This window comes from Ligilactobacillus sp. Marseille-Q7487, assembly GCF_949152225.1.
In the GTDB taxonomy this organism is placed as follows: domain Bacteria; phylum Bacillota; class Bacilli; order Lactobacillales; family Lactobacillaceae; genus Ligilactobacillus.
In genome coordinates this window covers 893,846-915,426 of record NZ_CASCJC010000001.1, presented here as the reverse complement: position 1 = coordinate 915,426, position 21,581 = coordinate 893,846, and the positions used below count along the sequence as shown (strand labels likewise).

Annotated in this window: 21 protein-coding genes and 1 pseudogene; 7 read left to right on the top strand and 15 right to left on the bottom strand. The window is 35.6% G+C overall.

What is annotated here, in order from left to right; all coding sequences use genetic code 11:
- Positions 1-27: 27 nt before the first annotated feature.
- Positions 28-1,065, top strand: coding sequence for a PTS sugar transporter subunit IIC (locus QM017_RS04580; protein ID WP_178198092.1), 1,038 nt, complete (start codon positions 28-30; stop codon positions 1,063-1,065).
- Between the two features lie 49 nt (positions 1,066-1,114).
- A pseudogene (locus QM017_RS04575) lies at positions 1,115-1,275 on the top strand (GntR family transcriptional regulator); the annotation flags it as partial.
- 58 nt (positions 1,276-1,333) lie between these two features.
- Here the strand turns inward: QM017_RS04575 and QM017_RS04570 are convergent.
- Positions 1,334-3,034 carry an NFACT RNA binding domain-containing protein gene (locus QM017_RS04570; RefSeq protein WP_282708984.1) on the bottom strand — a complete coding sequence of 567 codons (1,701 nt, stop codon included), beginning with the start codon at positions 3,032-3,034 and terminating at the stop codon, positions 1,334-1,336.
- Between the two features lie 165 nt (positions 3,035-3,199).
- Between QM017_RS04570 and QM017_RS04565 the strand changes: the two genes are divergently transcribed.
- From QM017_RS04565 to lepB, 4 genes are all read left to right on the top strand, one after another.
- A complete protein-coding gene (locus QM017_RS04565; RefSeq protein ID WP_178198090.1) occupies positions 3,200-3,631 on the top strand; it encodes a MarR family transcriptional regulator in 432 nt (143 codons plus the stop codon).
- Positions 3,632-3,709: 78 nt separating this feature from the next.
- A complete protein-coding gene (locus QM017_RS04560) occupies positions 3,710-4,576 on the top strand; it encodes a DegV family protein (protein WP_178198089.1) in 867 nt (288 codons plus the stop codon).
- 45 nt (positions 4,577-4,621) lie between these two features.
- Positions 4,622-5,437 (top strand): TIM barrel protein, encoded by an 816-nt coding sequence (locus QM017_RS04555; protein ID WP_178198088.1) that lies wholly within the window; start codon positions 4,622-4,624, stop codon positions 5,435-5,437.
- 26 nt (positions 5,438-5,463) lie between these two features.
- Positions 5,464-6,045, top strand: coding sequence for a signal peptidase I (gene lepB, locus QM017_RS04550; RefSeq protein ID WP_282708983.1), 582 nt, complete (start codon positions 5,464-5,466; stop codon positions 6,043-6,045).
- A gap of 235 nt (positions 6,046-6,280) precedes the next feature.
- On the opposite strand, the gene QM017_RS04545 is transcribed toward lepB, so the two are convergent.
- From QM017_RS04545 to parE, 9 genes are all read right to left on the bottom strand, one after another.
- Positions 6,281-6,682 carry a C39 family peptidase gene (locus tag QM017_RS04545; RefSeq protein WP_282708982.1) on the bottom strand — a complete coding sequence of 134 codons (402 nt, stop codon included), beginning with the start codon at positions 6,680-6,682 and terminating at the stop codon, positions 6,281-6,283.
- Positions 6,683-6,704: 22 nt separating this feature from the next.
- On the bottom strand, positions 6,705-7,019 hold the full coding sequence (locus tag QM017_RS04540) for a hypothetical protein (protein ID WP_282708981.1): 315 nt from the start codon (positions 7,017-7,019) through the stop codon (positions 6,705-6,707).
- 264 nt (positions 7,020-7,283) lie between these two features.
- Positions 7,284-7,493 carry a hypothetical protein gene (locus QM017_RS04535; protein ID WP_178198085.1) on the bottom strand — a complete coding sequence of 70 codons (210 nt, stop codon included), beginning with the start codon at positions 7,491-7,493 and terminating at the stop codon, positions 7,284-7,286.
- 12 nt (positions 7,494-7,505) lie between these two features.
- The gene (locus QM017_RS04530) at positions 7,506-8,585 is read right to left on the bottom strand and encodes a phosphoesterase (RefSeq protein ID WP_178198084.1); all 1,080 of its coding nucleotides are present in this window, start codon (positions 8,583-8,585) and stop codon (positions 7,506-7,508) included.
- A gap of 36 nt (positions 8,586-8,621) precedes the next feature.
- Positions 8,622-9,776, bottom strand: a complete 1,155-nt coding sequence (locus QM017_RS04525; protein WP_282708980.1) for a nuclear transport factor 2 family protein — start codon at positions 9,774-9,776, stop codon at positions 8,622-8,624.
- A 106-nt stretch (positions 9,777-9,882) separates the two neighbouring features.
- Positions 9,883-10,146, bottom strand: a complete 264-nt coding sequence (locus QM017_RS04520) for an autorepressor SdpR family transcription factor (RefSeq protein ID WP_282708979.1) — start codon at positions 10,144-10,146, stop codon at positions 9,883-9,885.
- Complete coding sequence (locus tag QM017_RS04515) at positions 10,143-10,808, bottom strand: SdpI family protein (protein ID WP_282708978.1); 666 nt, start codon at positions 10,806-10,808, stop codon at positions 10,143-10,145. Before QM017_RS04515 ends, QM017_RS04520 begins: the two co-directional genes overlap by 4 nt.
- 139 nt (positions 10,809-10,947) lie before the next feature.
- Complete coding sequence (parC, locus tag QM017_RS04510; RefSeq protein ID WP_282708977.1) at positions 10,948-13,383, bottom strand: DNA topoisomerase IV subunit A; 2,436 nt, start codon at positions 13,381-13,383, stop codon at positions 10,948-10,950.
- Positions 13,384-13,402: 19 nt separating this feature from the next.
- The gene (parE, locus tag QM017_RS04505; RefSeq protein WP_282708976.1) at positions 13,403-15,415 is read right to left on the bottom strand and encodes a DNA topoisomerase IV subunit B; all 2,013 of its coding nucleotides are present in this window, start codon (positions 15,413-15,415) and stop codon (positions 13,403-13,405) included.
- A 216-nt stretch (positions 15,416-15,631) separates the two neighbouring features.
- Between parE and plsY the strand changes: the two genes are divergently transcribed.
- Positions 15,632-16,252: a glycerol-3-phosphate 1-O-acyltransferase PlsY gene (plsY, locus tag QM017_RS04500; RefSeq protein ID WP_282708975.1), complete on the top strand. Its 621-nt coding sequence runs from the start codon at positions 15,632-15,634 to the stop codon at positions 16,250-16,252.
- 86 nt (positions 16,253-16,338) lie between these two features.
- Here plsY and QM017_RS04495 read toward each other — a convergent pair whose 3' ends face one another.
- The 5 genes from QM017_RS04495 to trmFO all read right to left on the bottom strand — a co-directional run bounded on the left by QM017_RS04495 (position 16,339) and on the right by trmFO (position 21,576).
- Positions 16,339-17,214 carry an aldose 1-epimerase family protein gene (locus QM017_RS04495; RefSeq protein WP_282708974.1) on the bottom strand — a complete coding sequence of 292 codons (876 nt, stop codon included), beginning with the start codon at positions 17,212-17,214 and terminating at the stop codon, positions 16,339-16,341.
- A 23-nt stretch (positions 17,215-17,237) separates the two neighbouring features.
- Positions 17,238-18,650, bottom strand: coding sequence for an ATP-dependent protease ATPase subunit HslU (gene hslU, locus QM017_RS04490; RefSeq protein WP_178196371.1), 1,413 nt, complete (start codon positions 18,648-18,650; stop codon positions 17,238-17,240).
- 17 nt (positions 18,651-18,667) lie between these two features.
- The gene (gene hslV / locus QM017_RS04485; RefSeq protein ID WP_178196373.1) at positions 18,668-19,210 is read right to left on the bottom strand and encodes an ATP-dependent protease subunit HslV; all 543 of its coding nucleotides are present in this window, start codon (positions 19,208-19,210) and stop codon (positions 18,668-18,670) included.
- A 31-nt stretch (positions 19,211-19,241) separates the two neighbouring features.
- On the bottom strand, positions 19,242-20,147 hold the full coding sequence (gene xerC / locus QM017_RS04480) for a tyrosine recombinase XerC (protein ID WP_178196375.1): 906 nt from the start codon (positions 20,145-20,147) through the stop codon (positions 19,242-19,244).
- A gap of 118 nt (positions 20,148-20,265) precedes the next feature.
- Positions 20,266-21,576, bottom strand: coding sequence for a methylenetetrahydrofolate--tRNA-(uracil(54)-C(5))-methyltransferase (FADH(2)-oxidizing) TrmFO (gene trmFO, locus QM017_RS04475; protein WP_178196377.1), 1,311 nt, complete (start codon positions 21,574-21,576; stop codon positions 20,266-20,268).
- Positions 21,577-21,581 lie beyond the last annotated feature (5 nt).

The window sequence follows — 21,581 nt, the reverse complement described above, 5'->3', positions numbered from 1 at the left end:
AACAATAAATAAATGAGGATTGATTATATGAACGAAAAATTAACCCCAAAGTTATTCTTAAATAAGGTTTTGGCAGGGACTGCTACTGGAATCATCATTGGTTTGATTCCTAATGCTGTATTAGGCGCAATTTTAAAATTCTTTGGTGATAACAGCTTTGCTATCGCACTTAGTCAAATGGCTTTGATTTTCCAAATTGGTACTCCATTAATTATTGGTGCTCTAATCGCTTTACAATTTGGTTTCCAACCAATGCCAATGATGGTTGTTGGTGGTGCGGCTTTCGTTGGCTCTGGTGTAGTTAAGTTTAATGCCCAAGCTGGTGCTTTCATCGGAGCTGGGACCGGTGATATCATCAACACAATGATCACTGCAGCCATTGCTGTTGGTTTAATCATGTTAATTGGCAATAAATTTGGCTCTGTAGCAATTGTACTAACGCCAATTGTTGTTGGAACTGGTGCTGGATTAATCGGCTATTACCTCTATCCATATGTAACAATGATTACCGCAGCAATCGGGGATGGAATCAACACATTTACAACTTTGCAACCAATTTTTATGAGTATTTTAATTGCTTGTTCATTTGCGTTGTTAATTATTTCACCAATTTCAACTGTTGCAATTGGATTGGCTATTCAATTAAATGGCGTTTCTGCAGGGGCTGCTGCTATGGGTGTAGCTGCTACAACAGTTGTTTTAGTGGTTAATTCTTGGAAAGTTAATAAACCAGGGGTAACAATTGCGATTGCTTTAGGAGCAATGAAAATGATGATGCCTAATTTGTTTAGAAAACCAATCATCTTAGTTCCTTGCTTCTTTACAGCTATTATCTCTGCAATTCCAGTTGCTTTACTTTCAATTTCTGGAACATCTGCTTCGGCTGGTTTTGGTCTAGTTGGTTTAGTAGGCCCGTTAGCCTCAATTGATGCCGGTTTAAACGTTATTATGGTACTTGTTTGTTGGTTAGTTGTACCTGTTATTGCAGCTTTAATCGGACAACTTATTTTTGAAAAAATCTTTAAACTTTATGACCGTAAAGAAGTTTTTGAATTCTTAGGTTAGTTATATTTTTAAATACTCATTACTAAAAATCATCATTAACACCTCCATAATGGTACCTATTTATGAACAAATTATCGATCAAATTAAAGCTTTGATTCGTCAAGAAACACTAAAAGAAAACGACAATCTTCCATCTGTTCGAGTGCTAAAGAACTAAAAATCAGTGCTCTCACGGTTAAAAAAGCTTATGATAGCTTAGAAAATGAATTTTAAAAAACTCTGTTTGTGTACAGCTTCAAAAAAGGCTAGGATACAAACAGAGTTTTTATTATTCTTGATTTAAGGCCAGTTGTGTAATTAATTTTTCATCAGGGGTAACATATAAAGTCTTTTGACCTTCATAAATTACAAAACCAGGTTTAGCACCATTAGGCTTTTTAATTTTATTAACTGTTACATAATCTACGGCAACATTAGCTGACAAACGTGATTTAGAATAATACGCTGCTAGATTAGCTGCTTCTAATAGCGTTTGGTGTGAAGGTGTAGCACTATGAATAATTACATGTGAACCAGGGATATTTTTAGCATGTAACCAAATATCTGACTTCTTAGCGGTTTTAAGTGTTAATTGATCATTTTGCAAATTATTTTTGCCGACCGATATCCTGGTACCATCATTTGACAAAAAGACTTCAGGCTGACTGAGTTTAACTTTTCGCTTAGTCTTTTTATGATTTGCCTTTAAATAGCCACCATTTTCTAATTCAAGCTTAATATCAGGCAAATCTTGTGGTTTAGCGATTTGTAATTGAGCCTCTAATTCTTCAAAATATGCAATTTCCGCTTTAGTTAGCTCAATTTGTTTTGTAATATGCACAACAGCATTTTTAAGCTTTTGATATTTTTTAAAATATTTCTGTGCGTTTTGTGCAGGATTTAACTGATTGGATAGGGGAATCGTGGTCATTTTTTCATTATCATAATAGTTTGGCAAACTAATCTCTATCATTCCACGCTTAATTTGATAAAGATAAGTTGTCAACAATTCTCCACAGATCCGATACTTATCCGCACCTTTAGTTTGTTGTAATTCACGTGTTAACTTAGTTAATTTTAGACGATTACGTTTTAAATTAACATTAACAACATGTATTAAATTTGCACCTTGTTGTGCAACCCGATCTGTAGTTGCTTTTTGTTGATAATAAGCATCCAAAGCTAGACTTAGGGTAGTAAATGTTTGACATTTGTTTGTAAAAAAGGGTAAGACACTACTAAACATCATTTTATTTTCATGTTGATAAATACAAGGAGTTCCTTGCTTATCATCTAAAAACTTTAAAAATTCTTGTCTTGGATTTATATTAGGAGCTTGCAAATACTGAGCTAATACAAATGCTGTGTTACGATCAAAACCTTGATAATTTTGCATTAATTCTTTAGCTAAACTTGTTAAGTCCTGTGTTAAATCGATGTCTTGCAATAGCGCGCTTGCATTAGATGCAAAAGGATTTACCTTTTCTTGCTTAGGCGGAGTACGATACGTTGCATTAGGTAAGAATGTCCGATAACGATTTTGATCCATTCCGACATGTTTAATAGTATCAATAATTTTTTGTTCTGCTTGATTAATCAAAATGATATTACTATGCCGACCCATAACTTCAACGCTTAAAAGTAAAGGTAAGGCATCACCCAATTCATTACGCGTTAAAAAACTGAAATATACTACTCGATCATTTTCTAATTGTTGGATATCGACTAGTTTAGCACCTTCTAAATATTTGCGTAACATCATAGTAAAGTTTGTAGGGACTGGCGGATTAGTATAAGGAATTTCCGTTATTTGGAAACGCGCATAATTTGCATTGGCAGACAATAATAGTGGATAATTTGTTCTTTGGGCTCTAATTGTTAAAATAACTTCATTTGGATATGGTTGCGAAATTTTAGTAACTCTACCGTCACACAGCCTGTTCTTAAGTTCAACAATCATTGCATGGGTAAAGAAGCCGTCAAATGCCATTTGCTTCAACTCACTTTCTTTTTTATATTAGTCTTATTTTACCTGTTTCCTTGCAAATGAGCAAAATAAACTTTTCCTATTAATTTGTAATTTGCTTGCTTTTAATATGAGTTGTATTATACAATTAATAGAATAAAAGCACAAAGAAATTAAGGGGATAAAATTATGAAAGAAGTCTTAGATAATTTGTGGAGTGTGCAAAAAAAATATCGTGAGCAGCTTCAAAAATTAACACGTGCTCATGATTTGACCATTGCTGAATGGGAATTATTACGTAACATCAAGGCCGGTGCTAGAACACAAAAGGATTTAGTGACACAATCTAGCTTAGATGTTTCTACCTTAAGTCGACAATTGAACAAGTTATTAGATAAACAGATGATTTCTTTTCAAAAAATCCCTGGTGCCTTTCCTAATAGCAAAAAAAAGCATTCTTATAGCTTAACAACTAAAGGGGATGCGACCATTGTAAATCTTGAAAAAAATTTACATGAATTTAAGCAACATCTTTTTTTACATTGGTCAGCTGAAGAAGAAAATCTTTTAAAAATTTTGTTAAATAGATTGGCTAAAAGTCTTGAACGTGATAAGCTCTAAAAGGCAGTGCTAGAATACAAACATGTTGTATGATATGATTGTATTGCGATAAATTTATAAAAGTAGGTGCAATTAATTATGAAAATAGCTGTTGTAACAGACAGTACAGCCTATCTAACACCTGAACAGATTCGTGAAAACGATATTCATGTCGTGCCGATTCCTGTGGTTCTTGATGGTGAAGTTTATGATGAAGGTGTCGATATCACACCAGAAGAATTTTATGAAAAGTTACGAAATACTAAATCTTTTCCAAGTACATCTCAACCAGCAATTGGAAAGTTGATGGAATTATATGGTTCCTTAGCAAAGCAAGGTTATGATACTGTTATTAGTATTCATTTAGCTTCAACAATTTCAGGTTTAATTGGTTCTATTGAAACAGTCGCACAAGAGATGCACGATATTAAAATTATTCCATTTGACTCAAAAATTACTGTAATGTTAATGGGAAATATGTGTATTCAAGCAGCTCGTATGGCTAAGGAAAATAAATCTGCAAAAGAAATTATTGCTCATTTGGAAGATCTACGAAAAACGGTCAAAGAATATTTTATTGTTGACGATTTACAAAATCTTGTTCGTGGCGGACGTCTTTCTAATGCTTCGGCATTTATTGGAAGTGTATTAAAGATTAAGCCTATTTTAACTTTTGATGATCAAACCGATAAAATCGTTGCTTTTGACAAAGTACGTTCCTCTAAGCGTGCTTTAAAGCGTGTGGAAGATTTATTTGAACAACGTCTCCAAGAGATAAACTATCCTTTACGTCTTATCGTAATCCATGCCAATGATGAAGAGGCAGCTATAGCTTGGAAGGAAGAATTAGCCCAAAAATATCCACAATATCCAATTGATATAAGTTATTTTGGTCCAGTTATCGGTACACATCTAGGCGAAAAAGCTTTGGCCTTGGCTTGGATGCGTGATATTGATAATAACTAATTTTATCTGAATAAGATTTTTGTCCAGATTTTTGAAGGTGCATTTATGAAAATCAGCTTAGGTTTAAAAGCTAGTAGTACTAGTGAACAAGTCACAAATCGTTTAGCATATCATCCAGACGTTTTTGAATTTTTCACGAGTGAATATGATTTTACTACTGCCGGTAATAAACGCTTAATCGAAGCTATCAAAGAAGTTAAACAAGTAACTCCACGGATTATTTTACATCATCCGATGCGTTGGCAAGATCAGTTTACTGAGCTTGTTGCACCGCAAAAACAATGTCGCGAGCTTTATCATTTTGTTGAAGAAAGTTCTCAAAAATTATTAGAAATTGGTTTTACTTATGATGTTGATGTTTTGATTCACGGATCATATTCTCGTCAAACTGCAGATTATATTGCGCTTTATCCTAGCTTTGAATATGCGCGATTTGCAGTCTTCGAAAGAATTGCTCATTTTCAAGAACTTGGTAAAGATCATGTTATGTTTGAAAACTCAATTTCAGATCTTTTTTATTATGGAGATGCCAAAGAAGAAGCCGATATTTTAGCTTTAGGATGTCGTTTAGCATTTGATACTTCCCATTGCTTCATAAAATGTCACGGTCAAAGCGATCAATTATTAGCGTCTCTAGCAAATCTAAAGAAAAATATTGTCCATTATCATCTTGTAGATTCGTATGGTCAAACACATGATAGTCTAACGCTTGGTCAAGGAAATATTCCTTGGAAAGAGGTTTTGCCATTATTAAATCCAACTGCTAGTAGTATTTATGAAATAAATCTTGCAAATCAAAATGATGCCAAGGAACAAATCGCTAGTCATAAATATTTGACATCATTAGTAGCTTCATTATAATTTGCAAAAGGGAGTCCTTACCTTATATGAAAACATTTAAATTTATTTTAGGATGGCTTATACCAATCGCTATAGCCATTGCTTTATCGTTAGTAATTAAAACATATCTTTTCCAATTGGTACGTGTTGATGGTTTGTCAATGTATCCAAACTTGCAAAATAACGAATGGGTTATGCTGTTTAAACAAAGTAAAATCAAGCATGATTCAGTTATCGTTTTTGATGCCGATGGTGTTGATCCTAGTGCAAAAAAAGATGCTAAATATGTAAAACGTGTAATTGCAATGCCTGGTGATACAGTAGAATATAAAGATAATGGAGATCTTTATATCAATGGTAAATTCAGTTCACAAAGTTATATTTCTAAAGAACAACAACAAAAAGGGACATTGACATTAGAATTACCAGCAACTAGCCAATTCACGTTAGGAAGTGGACATAAATTTACTGTTCCTAAAGATGAATATTTGGTTTTGGGTGATAACCGTGCTAACTCAAATGATAGTCGTTATTATGGTTTTGTCCCCAAAAAGAAAATATTAGGTGTTGTTAAAGTATTTTTCTGGAATAGCAAACGCCAAATTATTAATTCATATGATGCAAATTAATCAAAACTCGCTTAAGGGCGAGTTTTTTATTTGTATTAATACTTAGGGCGGTTTTTATTTAAAAACCCCACTTTCGATAATGTATATTATGTAAACTAGATAAAAGATAAAATTTAGAAAACCGCCCTATTAGATACTAAACAAAAAAGCATGTTAATCTATGAAAAACATGCTTTTTTAACCGAAAAAATCTGAATTTAAAACTCAGTGTAAATTTTAATCAATAAGTTATTGATTAAGCAATAACCACAGCATAACGTGTTAAATTATACGAATATGCCAATGAATTTTCTAAAACCCAATAGCTGTCGGCAGCTGGATCGACTACATGATAATAGCCAGGTTTAAAGCCATCTAAAGTCATTACGTGGCTATTATCGATGCCAGTTCCCCAAAAATATTGATGATATTTAGGTGCTGCAAAATGCAGCGTTACATAAACAACAACTGGATTTCCAGCACGCAATTGTTGTTTTAAATCTTCCAAGCTTGCACCTGAAATATTGCGGACATTACCAAATCTTTGGCCCCAGGTGGCTAATGGTGCTGGATAAATCGATTGAAAAACGTTTGCTACAACTGTTTGATAACTACCACCAAAGCCTTCATTAGGATTTCCACTAGCTGAAATAGGCATTGTTTAAATAAAACTTGCTAAACTATAATATAATTAGTCGCATATCCTTTAAAATGCAGTGCTTCAAGCAATGAACTTGCCTTACAGGCCATTTCACCAACTTGATATTGATCAATATATTAATATAAGGAACATTCAATAAGACAGTCTCATTATTATTGTCATTATTACCGTTGTTATCTTTTGCTTGTTGTGTTGTTTGCTGTTGTAATACCGTTGAATTTAAATTGGTTTGTGTAGTTTGATTAATTTGAGACTTTTGCCTTACATTTGCTTGTTGTGCTTGTTGTTTTAATTTTTCTTCTAAAGCTTTGATTTGTGCATCATATTGGTACAATGCAATAATGTATTAATTGTTGATGTTAATATGTCATATTGTTTACTTGAATAAACTAGTTTTTGTTGCATCAATTTCGTTAAAAAGGCCTTGAGCCTTTCACTTTTAGCTTGAATTTGTTCTTGTGTAGCACTCGCTAAATCTTTTATAGTTAAGGTTGTCAAAGTATTTTAATTTCTAATCTGACCTGTTTTTTAATGGCAATTTGATAAATCTGCTTTACATGTTGAGAGCTTTGTTTGGGCTCTTGTTGAATTAATTTTTTTAACCCCAATATTTTTTGGAAATATCTTTAGTTTGTAGCAAACTTTGCGTTGTTTGCTTAACTTGAGTTATTTTTTCTTGCTCCGCCCTCTTTTGAATTTCATGTTGAGTCCTAATTTGATGTTGTTTTACTAACCAAATTCCACCACCGCTCAGACACAAAATCCCAATAATTATTAAAATACTTCTTTTTATAAAATTCTTTTTCATAGTATTTTTCTACTAATCTTTACCAAATAACGCCGCCATCTTAGCAGCAATCTCTGGATCTAATTGGTCTGCTAACGTATTTTGCTCTTCTCCGATTTGTTTTTGCTTAACCTTGGCTAATTGAATAAGCTCATCGGCAACTGCTTGTTCACCAACTTCAACGGGATTTATACTCAACGTTCCCCCTGCCGATTCATTGTGTCCTCCACCATTGAAGTATTCACTTGCGAATTTGGCAACATCAATACGCCCGTTGCTACGTAAAGAGACGCTATGATTGTCAATTACCAAGACCGCATCTAACTGTCTTCTATGCAATAATTCATGCGCAATTTCAGATTTATAATCGCTCGCATAAACGATGCCAAACTTGTCATTTGCTAATTCAAATTCAACCACCGAACGTAAATGACGTTCCAAATAGCGTTTTCTGCGTTCATTTAAAGTTTCGATTAATAACTCATTTTGATCACGATAAGCTTCCCAGCCTTTCGCAAAAACATCGCTCACAAAAGCTTGAGACTTTTGGAGAGGATAAAACCAAAAAAGCTGGTTTAATTCATCTGCAGCGATCTTTGTTTCTGGTGCCATTAACGGATCGTTTTGCCAATCCCATGTATCATAAGCTCGGATTAATTCAACCAATTGTGCAAGTTGAGCTTGGCGTTTAGCCGTAATATTAGCAAATTCTACTTGCTTTTGTAACCAATCCCATACCAAGCTTGTGGCACTTGGCGTTTGAGCCTGATTAGTCGGCAACAAACAATTTAAACGATATTTTTGACGTAACTCTTCTTCACTTTCATGATGATCAAAAATCAACCAGTGATTAGCAAAATGGTTTTCAAGCATTTCAAACGAATATTCACTATCCGGTGTCATATCCATAATATAGACGTCTGTAAATTGTTTCATTTCCGAGCTTTTGAACCAATAAGATAATTCCCGATCTAGATTGCCTGCTGAACAAGTTGTTAAATCAAATTTAACATTGGCAAACATTTGTTCTTTAACTGTTTCCAATAAAACTGGTGCTCCAAACCCATCTAAATCATTATGGGAAAAAAGTTTAATATACTGCGTTTTCTTCACAATTATTACCTCATATTTATTTAAGATATCTTCATTTTAGCATGATTTTTTACGATATGGATACGTTCTTACTAATTTAGCCTCAAACTCTTTGACTAGACTAATTTGTTGTCTATCATCAAACTCAATCAAAGAAAGACCATCAAAGCTTGCAATTTTCCCTGCTTCTTGAGCACTAAAGTTCCATTCCACAAAAACTTGATTACTCTTACTATGATAAAAAGCCTTAATCTGCCAACTCAAAACTTTCTGACGCAAAAGAGTATCTGTAACCCACGCTTTTATCTGATGCAAATTTTCATAGATAGGACCATAGCATTCTTCATAACGACAATCTTTTGAAAAAAGCTCTGGTAAACGCTTAAAATCACGTTTGACCCACATAGAAAAATATTCTTTGATTATTTGTTTATGAATATAACCTAAGTTTGTCGTTTGATAGGCTTGGTTAGCTTGACGCGTTGTATAACCTAGATATTGGCTTAAAAAACGATATGCCAACAAAACATCTTGGGGTACAGCAACATGTGCAATGAAATTTTTCCCATTTGGTCCATACCCTTCTTTAGTATCGTGTAGACGCACGATTTCACCTAATAATAATTTACTATAATGCTCTAAAGTCCACATTCCATTGGGCTGATTTATACATATTAAATCGGCGTTTTTCACACCAACCTCAGTTTGATACGCAGCATAATTAATGATTTTTTTATTTGGCAAATATTTAGCAAAACACGCGGCCATTCGTTTTTGCAATGTTGCATCTTGGATAAGTGCTAGGCTTTCAAAATTAATTTGGTGTTGCTCTAACAATTCTAAGACGCATGTAACATTATTACCACAATTAGTCGAAGTATTTTCTAATAAGGTAATTGTAATATCATATTCTTTTTGTAAATACAAGGCCAACATCTGGGCTTCAGATAAATGTTCTAAACCTTGATAACCTCTTTTTTCTAAGCTAGCACGCAAATATTTAGTAGTGTGGCCATGTCCGCCGGAAAGAACATAATATTTAGCAACACCTTTTTGATAAGCCTTGGCAAATTCATCGGCACCCTGTAAGATACTGCCCCCATAAAGAACTAATACATCAACCTTTATAGTTGTTAAATCTGCAACATCACGAATTCCTAAATATTTCCCTAAAAGATTTAAGCTCGTCGCGACTCGTTGTAATTCATTCATACTCGTTGCTCCTTTAGATGATATCCCTTTCAGAATTATAGCATATAATTTCAAATGATTTGATTATAAAAATGACCTTCTTATCCACTGACAAGAAGGTCTACTACTAATTTTCAAATATATCAAAAACCCATTTCGTGATTTCTTGCAAAACCGTCGTATTTAGCGAATAAATAATCTTTTGGCCCGCACGTTGAGCACTGATTAAATCGGCTTGTTTTAAGATACTCAAGTGCTGAGAAATACTAGGTTTAGAGATATCAAAATTTTGCGCAATCTCTCCTGCGCTTAAATCTTGTTCTTTTAACAACGTAATTATTTTACGCCTAGTCGGATCAGCTAAGGCTTTAAAGGCTAGATTTAAGCTCATTTATTATGCCCCTTTTCATGATTTTTGTAGATTAGATACGCATAAACACTCGGGACTACAACCAATAAAACGACCGTTACTATGATTATAGCTCCTAACGCATTGGGCCACACAAAACCACTGATTAAAATAAGCAAACCATTCAAAAACACTAACCAACCTCCCAAGCGATGCGTTTTTTTCCACACATAATCGCTCGCCAAGGTCCATGGTAGTTTAAAGCCGATGAAATAATTAGGCTGAATCTTACTTAAATAGTTGCCTAAAATCATAAATAAAATACCAATCCCGCTCGTTACAATCAAGCCAACATTTAATGCAAAGCCTAATGCTACCAAAATCGTTACCGCATAAAGAACTAGCATAAAAACAATAAAGACAACCTTAAAAAGTTGATAACTCTTTAAAAAAAGCGCATAGTTATATTTTTTAGGATCAATTAGAGGTAAAACTTCAAACAAAATCAACATTCCTAAACATACCGTCGGCAGCAACAAAACTCCAACCATTCGTGGAAAGTAATTATCGATTTGCCCAGCAGTATTCCAATGGCTAGGTATTTGAGATGGAAGTTTAGAATAAACGCTCAAACCAAATAAGTAGCCGACTAAAATCAACAAATACAAATACCAATCTTTTTTTACAATATCCGTAAACTTCATCAATATCACTCCTAAAATATTTAGTCATTTAACTAATAATCTAACAACATTATAGCATTATTTTTGAAATAAGCAATACTGTCAACTAAAAAATCCTCATTACTAGCCAGCTCTAGTAATGAGGATTAAATTTACTCGATTAATCTTTTAAAGCATCCGCAGGTAACACGCGTAAATAAAGCGGTTCTCCTTGGGCTTGTGTATCTAAGACAAACGACCCATTTGAATAACGATCGACACAAACATAGTCTTGGCTTAACACCTCAACTCTTTCATTGGTCGAAGTCAAAATCTCTAGGCGCTGGGAGTCCGCGACAACACAAGCCAACGCCACTCGATGAGCATTGCGTTTTAATTCGCGTAAGATTAGCACACCCCGGCGTGCCCGACTACTCAACGGAACCTCGCTAACTTTCATCTTCTTAAAGGAACCGCGTTGAGTAACAAGAGCCACTTCGCTAGTTTCATCAACCAACAACACCGCACTTAAATAATCATCACGTAAGTCCATGTTCTTGACACCAGCAGTCTTAGCACCAGTTACTGGTACTTCAGATAGCTCATATCTTAAGCCATAGCCACCATACGTTGCACAAAAGACTTGTTTAGTCTGATCTTCTTGTAAATAATCGATCATCAACACCCGATCACTAGGTGTTTTTAGCTTCATGAACTGTGCAGCGCGTGATTTATAGGTCCGACCTGGTTTAAGATCGGCCAACTTGGTTTGCTTAATGAATCCTTCCTTAGTTGCAAAAACAAAGCTTCCTTGTTTTAAATCTTTGAAACAATAAGCTTTTAAGACGGATTCATCAGCATCTAAACCGACTGTTTGTGAGAGATGTTCGCCGGTTTCTTTCCACTTGGCATCCGTAATATCATGAACCGGGCGATAAATAACATTGCCTTTATCGGTAAACATCAACAAGTGATCTAACGTATTAGCGACTGCTTGATAAACTGGGTAATCTTCATCTTTAAGACCGTTATCTGCATCATCAGACGCATTAAACGAACGTAGTGATGAGCGTTTGACGTAGCCCCCTTTAGATACTAATAGCATCACATCTTCTTGCGCAACCATTACTTCTGTTTGAATCTTAATTTCTTCGATTTGCTCTTGAATCTCAGTCAAACGTGGTGAGCCATATTTTTTATCTAGAGCTAACAATTCTTTTTTGATAACTTTATCAAGCTCTTTGGGTTGTGCCAAAATTTTTTCATAAGTAGCGATCTTAGCCGCTAGTTCCTCAGCTTCTTTTTGCAAAGCTGTCACATCGGTATTAGTTAACCGATAAAGTTGTAAAGAAACAATTGCTTCAGCTTGCTTTTCGGTAAACCCATAAGCCACCATCAGATTATCCTTGGCTTCTTTTTTGTTTTGTGAAGCGCGAATTGTCTTGATAACATCATCTAAAATCGATAAAGCCTTAATCAACCCAGCAACAATATGTTCACGTTCTTTGGCTTTATTTAAGTCAAATTGAGTTCGTTTAGTTGTAACATCACGTTGATGCGCCAAATAAGCTTCTAGAATCGTCTTTAAACCTACGTGTTGTGGTCGTTTTTGATTGATTGCAACCATGTTGAAATTATAAGAAATTTGCAAATCAGTATTTTTAAATAAATAATTCAAAATTCCCTCTGCATTAGCATTTTTCTTTAGTTCAACAACTAAACGCAAGCCTTCGCGATCACTTTCATCACGGACTTCAGCGATACCATCGACTTTTTTTAGCAAACGAATCTCATCAATTTTTTTAACCAACAAAGCCTTATTGACCTCGTATGGAATCTCGGTGATAACAATTTGTTGTTTAGCTCCTTTGATATCTTCAATCGCTGTTTTTGAACGTAACATTACACGACCACGTCCGGTTTCATAAGCTTTCTTGATTCCATCAATACCTTGTAAGATACCACCGGTTGGAAAATCTGGTCCCTTGATATCTTCCATTAATTCGGCTAATGTGACGTTTGGATTTTGCATCAAACGAATCGTAGCTTGAATCGTTTCGTGTAAGTTATGTGTCGGAATTTCCGTCGCATACCCCGCCGAAATCCCGGTCGCTCCATTAACTAATAGATTGGGAAAACGCGCCGGTAAAACAGTTGGCTCATATTCGGTATCATCGAAATTCAGTACCATATCAACCGTCTTTTTATCAATATCTTTAAGCATTTCACTAGCTATTTCTGACAAACGCGCTTCAGTATAACGCATTGCTGCTGGCGGATCACCATCCATTGAGCCGTTATTACCATGCATTTCGATTAAAGGCTCTCTTAGCTTCCAATGCTGACTCAAACGTACCATTGCTTCATAAATTGAAAAATCACCGTGGGGATGAAAATTCCCCATCACGTTTCCAATCGATTTTGCCGATTTTCTAAAGGCCTTATCAAAAGTATTACCATCTTCATTCATCGCAAATAAAATACGGCGTTGCACAGGTTTTAAACCGTCACGAATATCAGGTAATGCACGTTCTTGAATGATATATTTAGAATAGCGGCCAAAGCGTTCACCCATGACCGCCTCAAGTGAAATTTCTTGAATATTAGTCGTTTCCATTGTTACTTACCGGCCTCCTTTACTCTTCAGTGTAGTTAGTTTCATCAAATAAATTCATTTCTTCTTGTATGCTGGTTTGATGCGCTTCTTGGGCCACTACCGTATCAAGTAAGCTACCATCTTCTTCCAAGGTAAATTGGACATTTTTTTCGATCCATTTTCTTCTTGGTTCAACCTTATCTCCCATCAAAGTGGTAACTCGTCTTTCTGCGACCGCATCATCATCGATTTTGATGCGAACTAAAGTGCGTGTTTCGGGATTCATCGTCGTTTCCCAAAGCTGGTCGGCGTTCATTTCACCCAACCCTTTAAAACGTTGAAGTGTATATCCCTTACCTAATTCTTTAATAGCTTGCTTTAATTCGTCTTCGGTCCAAGCGTAGCGAATAAGTTGTTTTTTCTTGACTGTTTTTTGTAATTTATATAACGGAGGCAAGGCAATATAAACTCTACCTGCGTTGATAAGTGGGCGCATGTACTTATAAAAGAACGTTAACAATAACGTTTGGATATGGGCCCCATCAGTATCCGCATCAGTCATGATAATGACTTTGTCGTAATTGGCATCGGCCAAATTAAATTCAGCCCCAACACCAGCGCCGATTGTATAAATCATCGTATTGATTTCTTCATTTTTTACAATATCTTGTAACTTAGCTTTTTCAGTATTTAAGACTTTACCACGTAAAGGCAAAATTGCTTGAAACTTACGATCCCGTCCTTGTTTAGCAGAACCACCCGCAGAATCACCTTCGACTAAAAACAACTCGTTTTTCTTAGCATTTTTAGATTGTGCTGGCGTCAGTTTGCCGGATAACAACTGTTCTTTTTTCTTGCGTTTCTTGCCGTTGCGACTCTCATCACGTGCTTTTCTAGCAGCTTCGCGCGCTTCCCTAGCCTTAATTGATTTACGAACCAAATCTTGAGCAAATTCGCCATTTTCCATCAAATAATAGCTTAGTTGCTCACCAACAAGTGTTTCTACAGCACTTCTAGCTTCAGGTGTACCTAGTTTGCCTTTAACTTGTCCTTCAAATTGTAATAATTCTTCTGGAATACGCACCGAAATAATTGCTGCTAAGCCCTCACGTACATCGCTACCTTCTAAGTTTTTATCTTTGTCTTTTAAAAGATTAATCTTACGCGCATATTCATTAAAAGCTTTAGTCCATGCCGAACGCATCCCAACTTCATGACTACCACCATCTTTAGTACGCACATTGTTTACAAAAGACATAATATTTTCTGAATAACCATCATTATATTGAGCCGCTACTTCGACTTCAATTCCTTCCTTGGTTCCTTCAAAATACATTACGTTTCCTAAAACATCTTTGTCTTCATTAAGATAAGCAACGAATTGTTTGATACCTTCTTCAAAATGAAAAATTTCTGTTGTTTGCGTACGTTCATCGCTTAAAGTGATTTTTACACCTTTAAGTAAAAATGCTGACTCTCGTAAACGCTCCGCTAAAATTTCATAATTAAAATGTGTCGTTGAAAAAATCGTTGCATCAGGCTTAAATGTTACAGTTGTGCCACTTTTCTTAGTAGTCTTTCCTAACTTGCGCAATGTACCTTGAGGTTGACCACCATTTTTAAACTGTTCTTCATATTCAATACCGTCTCTAACCGTTGTCACCTTCAAATAAGAAGATAATGCATTAACAACAGATGCACCTACACCGTGTAAGCCACCAGATGTTTTATAGCCACCTTGTCCAAATTTACCACCAGCGTGTAAGACAGTAAAGATTACTTCAACGGTCGGTATCCCTGAAGCATGCATCCCAACGGGCATCCCACGTCCATAATCTACCACAGTAATCGAATCATCTGTATGAATCGTCACGTCTATTTGATTACCATAACCAGATAATGCTTCGTCTACAGCATTATCTACAATTTCATACACTAAGTGATGCAAGCCTTTAGAATCAGTTGAACCGATGTACATTCCTGGACGTTTGCGCACCGCTTCAAGACCTTCTAAAACCTGAATTGCATCATCATTGTAGTTTGGTTTTACCAACAGTTTTCAATCCTTTCTATTTCGTAATTAATCATAACTCTTACTATCATACCTTATAAAAAGCGAGTCTACCAGTAGTTTATTTATACTTTTTTATTGCATCGTTTGCAAAAAAAGCATACAGACTACTACATACCACATTTTATCGCTTATTGCGGTTAAAGACCAATAAGTGATAGAATAAGACAGGTATTATATGAAAAAGGAGGTTTAACCTTGGATTCTAAGATTATCATCATGTTGCTTATAGGCTATCTTTTAGGATCAATTCCTTCTGGAGTTTGGATAGGAAAAATTTTTTACAACAAAGATATTCGTAATTTTGGTAGTGGAAACATGGGAACTACCAATACATTTAGAGTGTTAGGTAAAAAAGCTGGCATCGTTGTTTTATTGATGGATATGTTAAAAGGAACTCTAACTGCTTGTTTACCATTTATATTTCATTCGAATGCCAATGTAATGTTGATTGGTCTTTCTGCTATTTTAGGACATGTTTTCCCAATTTTTGCAGGTTTTAAAGGTGGTAAAGCTGTTGCAACAAGTGTTGGAGTATTGCTTGTTTATAACTGGCAATTTTTCTTACTTTCTTGGGCAATCTTTTTAATCACACTTTACATTACCAGCATGGTCAGTATGGCTAGTATGGTGGGCTTTACTTTAATTACGCTTGCATCATTCTTTTATCATGATTTGATTTTGACATGTGTAGCTGTAGCTTTAACAATCTTTGTTTTTGTAAGACACTGGGGTAATATTGAGCGAATTAAAAATGGAACAGAAAACTTAGTTCCATTTGGTTTAGGCTACAAAAAGCGTCAACAAAAAAATAAATAACATTTAACCGATTAATCAAATACGATTAGTCGGTTTTTTAATAAAAATGGATACCACTAAAAAAGTAGTATCCATCTTTTGATATTTTAAAAGACCTGTACGCTAAAAGAAGTCTTAAAGGTTTCATGACCGGCTAAAACATTGTTAGCAAACTTTTCTTCAAGCTTTCCACTAGCTTGAACCGTATCTGCTAAGCCCCACCAAGGTTCGATGCAAACAAACTGTCCTTTAGCCGGATAACACGACCAAATGCCGGTAAACTTAGCATCCTTGGCCTTTAATGCTATTCCATGATCATCTTTATTATTTTTTAATACAAAGGTTGTTTCTTCTTGCTCTAAATCATAAATAATCGCATCATCTTTAAACGTCTCATGTGAAATCTTTAAGACATCACCTTTAGTCAAATAAGCATTTTTAGGATCTGTTAATCCTCCACTCAAAGGAATAACCTTACGTGCTTTATTTGGTAAGATTTCAATATAATAATCCTCATAAGCTTGTCCTTCTATTAAAGGAACCTTAAATGCAGGATGTGCACCTAATGCAAAATGCAACTCACTATCACTTGGGTTAATTACTTCATATTCTAATTCCAAGCTATCGGCAATCAAGCGGTAGTTTAGGCGTAAAATAAAGTCAAATGGGTAGTTTTCTTTAGTCTTTGAGTTTGGCTTTAATTCAAAACTAACGTAATCGCTTTGTTTTGTGACGACTTCAAAGTCACAATCACGTGCAAAACCGTGTTGCGTCAAATGATATGTTTTATCTTGCCACACGTATTGATCATCTTTTAACCGGCCTTCGATCGGAAATAAGACCGGTGATCGTCGTCCCCAATATTTTGCGTCAGCCGACCACATATAATCGATGCCGGTCTTTTTAGCGATTAAACTGGCTAATTCAGCTCCATGTTCATTGACTGTCGCACTTAAATACTGATTTTGAATTGTAACTGCCATCTAACATTTCCTCCTAGATAATCTTACAAGATATAGCGACTGAGGTCTTTATCGGCCACAATCGTGCCAATTTTTTGTTCAACATAGGCTTCTGTAATCGTGATTTGCCCCATTTGCATGTCTGGTCCTTCATACAGTAAGTCTTCCAATAATTTTTCTAAGATCGTATGCAAACGTCTCGCACCGATATTTTCTGTTTCATGGTTAACCTGGTAAGCGATTTGTGCAATTTTTTCAACTGCTTCAATTGTAAATGTTACTTCAATATTATCTGTCCTAATTAACGCGATATATTGTTTGATCAAAGCGTTATTTGGTTCTGTTAAAATCTTAACAAAATCTGTGGCAGTTAAGTCTTCTAGTTCCACTCTAATTGGAAAACGGCCTTGAAGTTCGGCAATCAAATCGCTTGGCTTACTTTCATGAAATGCTCCTGAAGCGATAAATAAAATATGATCGGTCTTGATAATGCCATATTTTGTTTTAATTTGTGAGCCTTCAACGATTGGTAAAATATCGCGTTGAACTCCTTCACGTGAAACTGAACCCGCATTTTGTTTAGATTTAGAGGTAATCTTATCAATTTCATCAATAAAGATAATCCCCATATTTTGTGCTTTCTTAATAGCAGCATCTGCAACATCTGCACTATTAACTAGTTTTTCCGATTCTTCACGTACAAAGACTTCACGTGCATCCTTAACACTCATCGTTCTTGTTACACGCTTTTTAGGCATCAAATTACCCAAAGTATCATTTAAATCAATTCCCATTTGACCTAACATATCAGATTGATTACCAAAACTTTGAGCTGGATCATCCATTTCAATTGTGATTTCTTTATTTTCTAATAGTCCGCGGTTTAGTTGTTCACTGACACTCAAACGTTGGTTCCGAATTTCATCAGTTACTTCTTCTTGCTCAGGTTCAAACCCTTGTGGCAACTTCCCATTTTGTAAATCTTGCATCAGTTGCATAAAGTTTAATTGTTGATTTTGTTTATTTTGCTTTTTTTGCGCTGGGACTAAAAGCTTAATCAAGCGCTTATCTGCCAATTGAACAGCTTGGGTACGTACTTGCTTATAAACTTCTTCTTGTTGCATCTTATAAGCTACTTCAACCAAATCACGTACCATAGATTCCACGTCGCGTCCGACATAGCCAACCTCAGTAAATTTAGTTGCTTCCACTTTAACAAAAGGAGCTCCAACAATTTTTGCCAAACGTCGAGCAATTTCTGTTTTACCTACCCCAGTTGGCCCAATCATCAACAAGTTTTTAGGTGTTACATCTTCTTGCATTTCTACTGGTAATTGCATACGCCGATAACGATTACGCAAAGAAACCGCAATAGCTTTTTTTGCATTTTCTTGACCAATAACATACTTATCTAATTCAGCTACAATTTGTTTTGGTGTTTTATCTAACTGTTCCATTTAATTAACCTCTTTGCTTACAATTCTTCTGCAATAATATTATGATTTGTAAAGATATCAATATCGCCGGCAATTCCAATTGCTGCTTTTGCAATATCTAATGCACTCATAGATGGAGCATATTTAGTCAAGGCTTTAGCTGCAGATAAAGCAAAATTGCCACCAGAACCAATCGCTAAAACATTATCATCTGGTTCGATAACTTCTCCAGAACCTGAAACCAATAAAAGATTATCTTTATCCATGACAATTAATAATGCTTCTAATTTTTGTAAAGCTTGATCACTACGCCATTCTTGTGCCAACTCAACAGCTGCACGTTGTAAATTACCACTGTATTCGTTTAATTTTTTTTCGAAACGTTCTTCAAGATTAAACGCATCAGCGACACTCCCCGCAAAGCCTACTACAACTTTCCCGTTATAGATTCTACGAACTTTACGTGCCGTTCCTTTCATGATAACTTTTTCTCCCATGGTCACTTGACCATCGCCTGCCATCGCTAAATGACCATTATGGCGAACTGCACAAATGGTAGTCGCGTGAAATGAAATAGGCATTGTTTTTCCTCCTTAAAATTTTGCCTCAAAACTATGCTCTAGGAAAATACTTACGATAATCCCTTTGCAAATGTTCGGGGGTAACATGTGTATAAATTTGTGTTGTCGATAAGCTACTGTGTCCTAATAACTCTTGAACTGCGCGTAAATCAGCACCATTACTCATTAAATGCGTCGCAAAAGTATGCCGTAATTCATGAGGATGAATCGTCGTTGTCAAAGAACTTCGCTTAACAATTTGATTTAAAATATAGGCGACTCCAGCCGCGGTTAATGGCGCTCCATGTTGATTAACGAAAACGTAATCGTGACATTGTTGATGTTTAGTCATCAAAGGTGTACGTACTTGTTCAAAATAAACTAGCAAAGCATCCTTACAAAAACGGCCGAAAGGAACATAGCGATCCTTAGAACCTTTACCATGTAATAGCATTGTTTGCGTACTAAAATCAATATCTTTTATAGTCAATCCTGTGCATTCACTAACCCGCATTCCTGTTGCATATAAACTTTCCAACAAAGCATAATCTCGCAAAGACCGCCAATCATCTCCCCTAGTCGCTTCAAAAAGCGCATTCATTTCTTTTTCATAGAAGAAATGCGGTAAGGATCGTGGTTGTCGCTTAAGCTGAACGTAGGCAAATGGATTATCATTAACGTACTCATTTTTCATTAAAAAGCGATAAAAAGAACGCAAACTCGAAACCATCCGTGAAATAGTTGTTGTTTTATACTGTTGATCATACAAATAACCCATATAAACATGTACATCAAAATTTGAAACATCAGCAAAGGACTGAGCGCCTCCATTTTCTAACAAGAACCGCTTAAACAATTCCAAATCCTCGCCATAAGCTTTCAAAGTTTCACCTGAATACTGTCGTTCAACTTGTAAATAACGTTTAAAATCACTAATCCAATGTTGTTCAAGAGACATCTGCACTCCGCCTTTCAATTAACATTCTCTTATATAGGTCAAAGTTAGTCAAGCTCTTTATGCTTTTCCTTAGCATAACTTAAAAAAAGGTGTGATTAAACAAATCACACCTCTTTGACTAGTCTAATTTATTTGCTTTGAATTTTGCCAATTCATCCAAGGCTCGTTGCGAAAGTTGCATATTACGTTCACGTTTGTCTCGAACTCGTTTACCCAATGGTCGAATAATTCCAAAGTTGGCATTAATAGGTTGGAAATTATCTTTATTTGCATGCGTAATATAATATGCCATTGCTCCCATCATTGTTTCTTCTGGGAAAATCACTGGCGCTTTTTCTTGTGCCAATAACGCTGCATTAATTCCAGCATAAAGTCCACTTGCTGCACTTTCAACGTAACCTTCTACTCCTGTCATTTGTCCAGCAAACAATAAATCTGGTCGCTTTTTAGTTTGATATGTTTGTTCCATCATTTGAGGTGAACGCAAATATGTGTTGCGATGCATTACCCCATAGCGAACAAAACGAGCATTTTCTAAACCAGGAATCATTGAAAAGACACGCTTTTGTTCACCCCATTTTAGATGAGTCTGGAAACCAACAATATTATACAAATCTCCAGCCGCATTATCTTGACGCAATTGAACTACCGCAAATGGCTCTTTTCCTGTTCGCGGATCTTCTAAGCCGACTGGTTTTAGCGGACCAAAAAGCATAGTTTTTTCACCACGTGAGGCCATTTCTTCGATAGGCATGCAGCCTTCAAAGAATTTTTCATCTTCGAATTCATGAAGTTCGGCCGTTTGCGCATTGATCAATTCATGATAAAAAGCTTTAAATTCTTCTTCTGTCATCGGACAGTTTAAATAAGCTGCATCGCCTTTATCATAACGTGATTTCAAGTAAACCTTATCCATATCAAGTGATGATTTTTCTAAAATTGGAGCAGCCGCATCATAAAAATACAAGCCATCATCACCCATAAATTGCTTGATGTCTTTTGCTAAACCTTCTGCCGTCAATGGACCAGTGGCTACAACACTTAATCCTTCTGGTAAAGCAGTTAATTCCTCACAAACAATCTCTACATTTGGATGTTCTTGCAATGCTTGTGTCACAGCACCAGAGAATCCCTCACGATCAACAGCCAACGCTCCACCTGCAGGTACACTATTTGCATCAGCAGCTTTCATAATTAAAGAATTCAATTGACGCATTTCTTCTTTTAAAAGTCCCGCTGCGTTAGTTAATTGATTAGCTCGCAAAGAATTTGTACAAACTAACTCTGCAAAATTTCCTGTATGGTGCGCTGGTGTTGATTTTTGGGGACGCATTTCATATAAGCGCACCTTCACGCCACGATTAGCGATTTGCCAAGCCGCTTCACTTCCTGCCAAGCCAGCCCCGATAACATTAACTATTTTTTCCATTAAGT

What these genes read in the sequence shown, in the direction of transcription:
- QM017_RS04545 (WP_282708982.1), bottom strand. Translation starts at nt 6,682, where the DNA reads ATGCCTATTTCAGCTAGTGGAAATCCTAATGAAGGCTTTGGTGGTAGT.
- QM017_RS04565 (WP_178198090.1), top strand. Translation starts at nt 3,200, where the DNA reads ATGAAAGAAGTCTTAGATAATTTGTGGAGTGTGCAAAAAAAATATCGT.
- hslV (WP_178196373.1), bottom strand. Translation starts at nt 19,210, where the DNA reads ATGCCTATTTCATTTCACGCGACTACCATTTGTGCAGTTCGCCATAAT.
- parC (WP_282708977.1), bottom strand. Translation starts at nt 13,383, where the DNA reads ATGGAAACGACTAATATTCAAGAAATTTCACTTGAGGCGGTCATGGGT.
- QM017_RS04560 (WP_178198089.1), top strand. Translation starts at nt 3,710, where the DNA reads ATGAAAATAGCTGTTGTAACAGACAGTACAGCCTATCTAACACCTGAA.
- QM017_RS04520 (WP_282708979.1), bottom strand. Translation starts at nt 10,146, where the DNA reads ATGAGCTTAAATCTAGCCTTTAAAGCCTTAGCTGATCCGACTAGGCGT.
- QM017_RS04580 (WP_178198092.1), top strand. Translation starts at nt 28, where the DNA reads ATGAACGAAAAATTAACCCCAAAGTTATTCTTAAATAAGGTTTTGGCA.
- trmFO (WP_178196377.1), bottom strand. Translation starts at nt 21,576, where the DNA reads ATGGAAAAAATAGTTAATGTTATCGGGGCTGGCTTGGCAGGAAGTGAA.
- lepB (WP_282708983.1), top strand. Translation starts at nt 5,464, where the DNA reads ATGAAAACATTTAAATTTATTTTAGGATGGCTTATACCAATCGCTATA.
- QM017_RS04555 (WP_178198088.1), top strand. Translation starts at nt 4,622, where the DNA reads ATGAAAATCAGCTTAGGTTTAAAAGCTAGTAGTACTAGTGAACAAGTC.
- QM017_RS04515 (WP_282708978.1), bottom strand. Translation starts at nt 10,808, where the DNA reads ATGAAGTTTACGGATATTGTAAAAAAAGATTGGTATTTGTATTTGTTG.
- QM017_RS04495 (WP_282708974.1), bottom strand. Translation starts at nt 17,214, where the DNA reads ATGGCAGTTACAATTCAAAATCAGTATTTAAGTGCGACAGTCAATGAA.
- hslU (WP_178196371.1), bottom strand. Translation starts at nt 18,650, where the DNA reads ATGGAACAGTTAGATAAAACACCAAAACAAATTGTAGCTGAATTAGAT.
- QM017_RS04570 (WP_282708984.1), bottom strand. Translation starts at nt 3,034, where the DNA reads ATGGCATTTGACGGCTTCTTTACCCATGCAATGATTGTTGAACTTAAG.
- QM017_RS04535 (WP_178198085.1), bottom strand. Translation starts at nt 7,493, where the DNA reads ATGAAAAAGAATTTTATAAAAAGAAGTATTTTAATAATTATTGGGATT.
- QM017_RS04525 (WP_282708980.1), bottom strand. Translation starts at nt 9,776, where the DNA reads ATGAATGAATTACAACGAGTCGCGACGAGCTTAAATCTTTTAGGGAAA.
- xerC (WP_178196375.1), bottom strand. Translation starts at nt 20,147, where the DNA reads ATGTCTCTTGAACAACATTGGATTAGTGATTTTAAACGTTATTTACAA.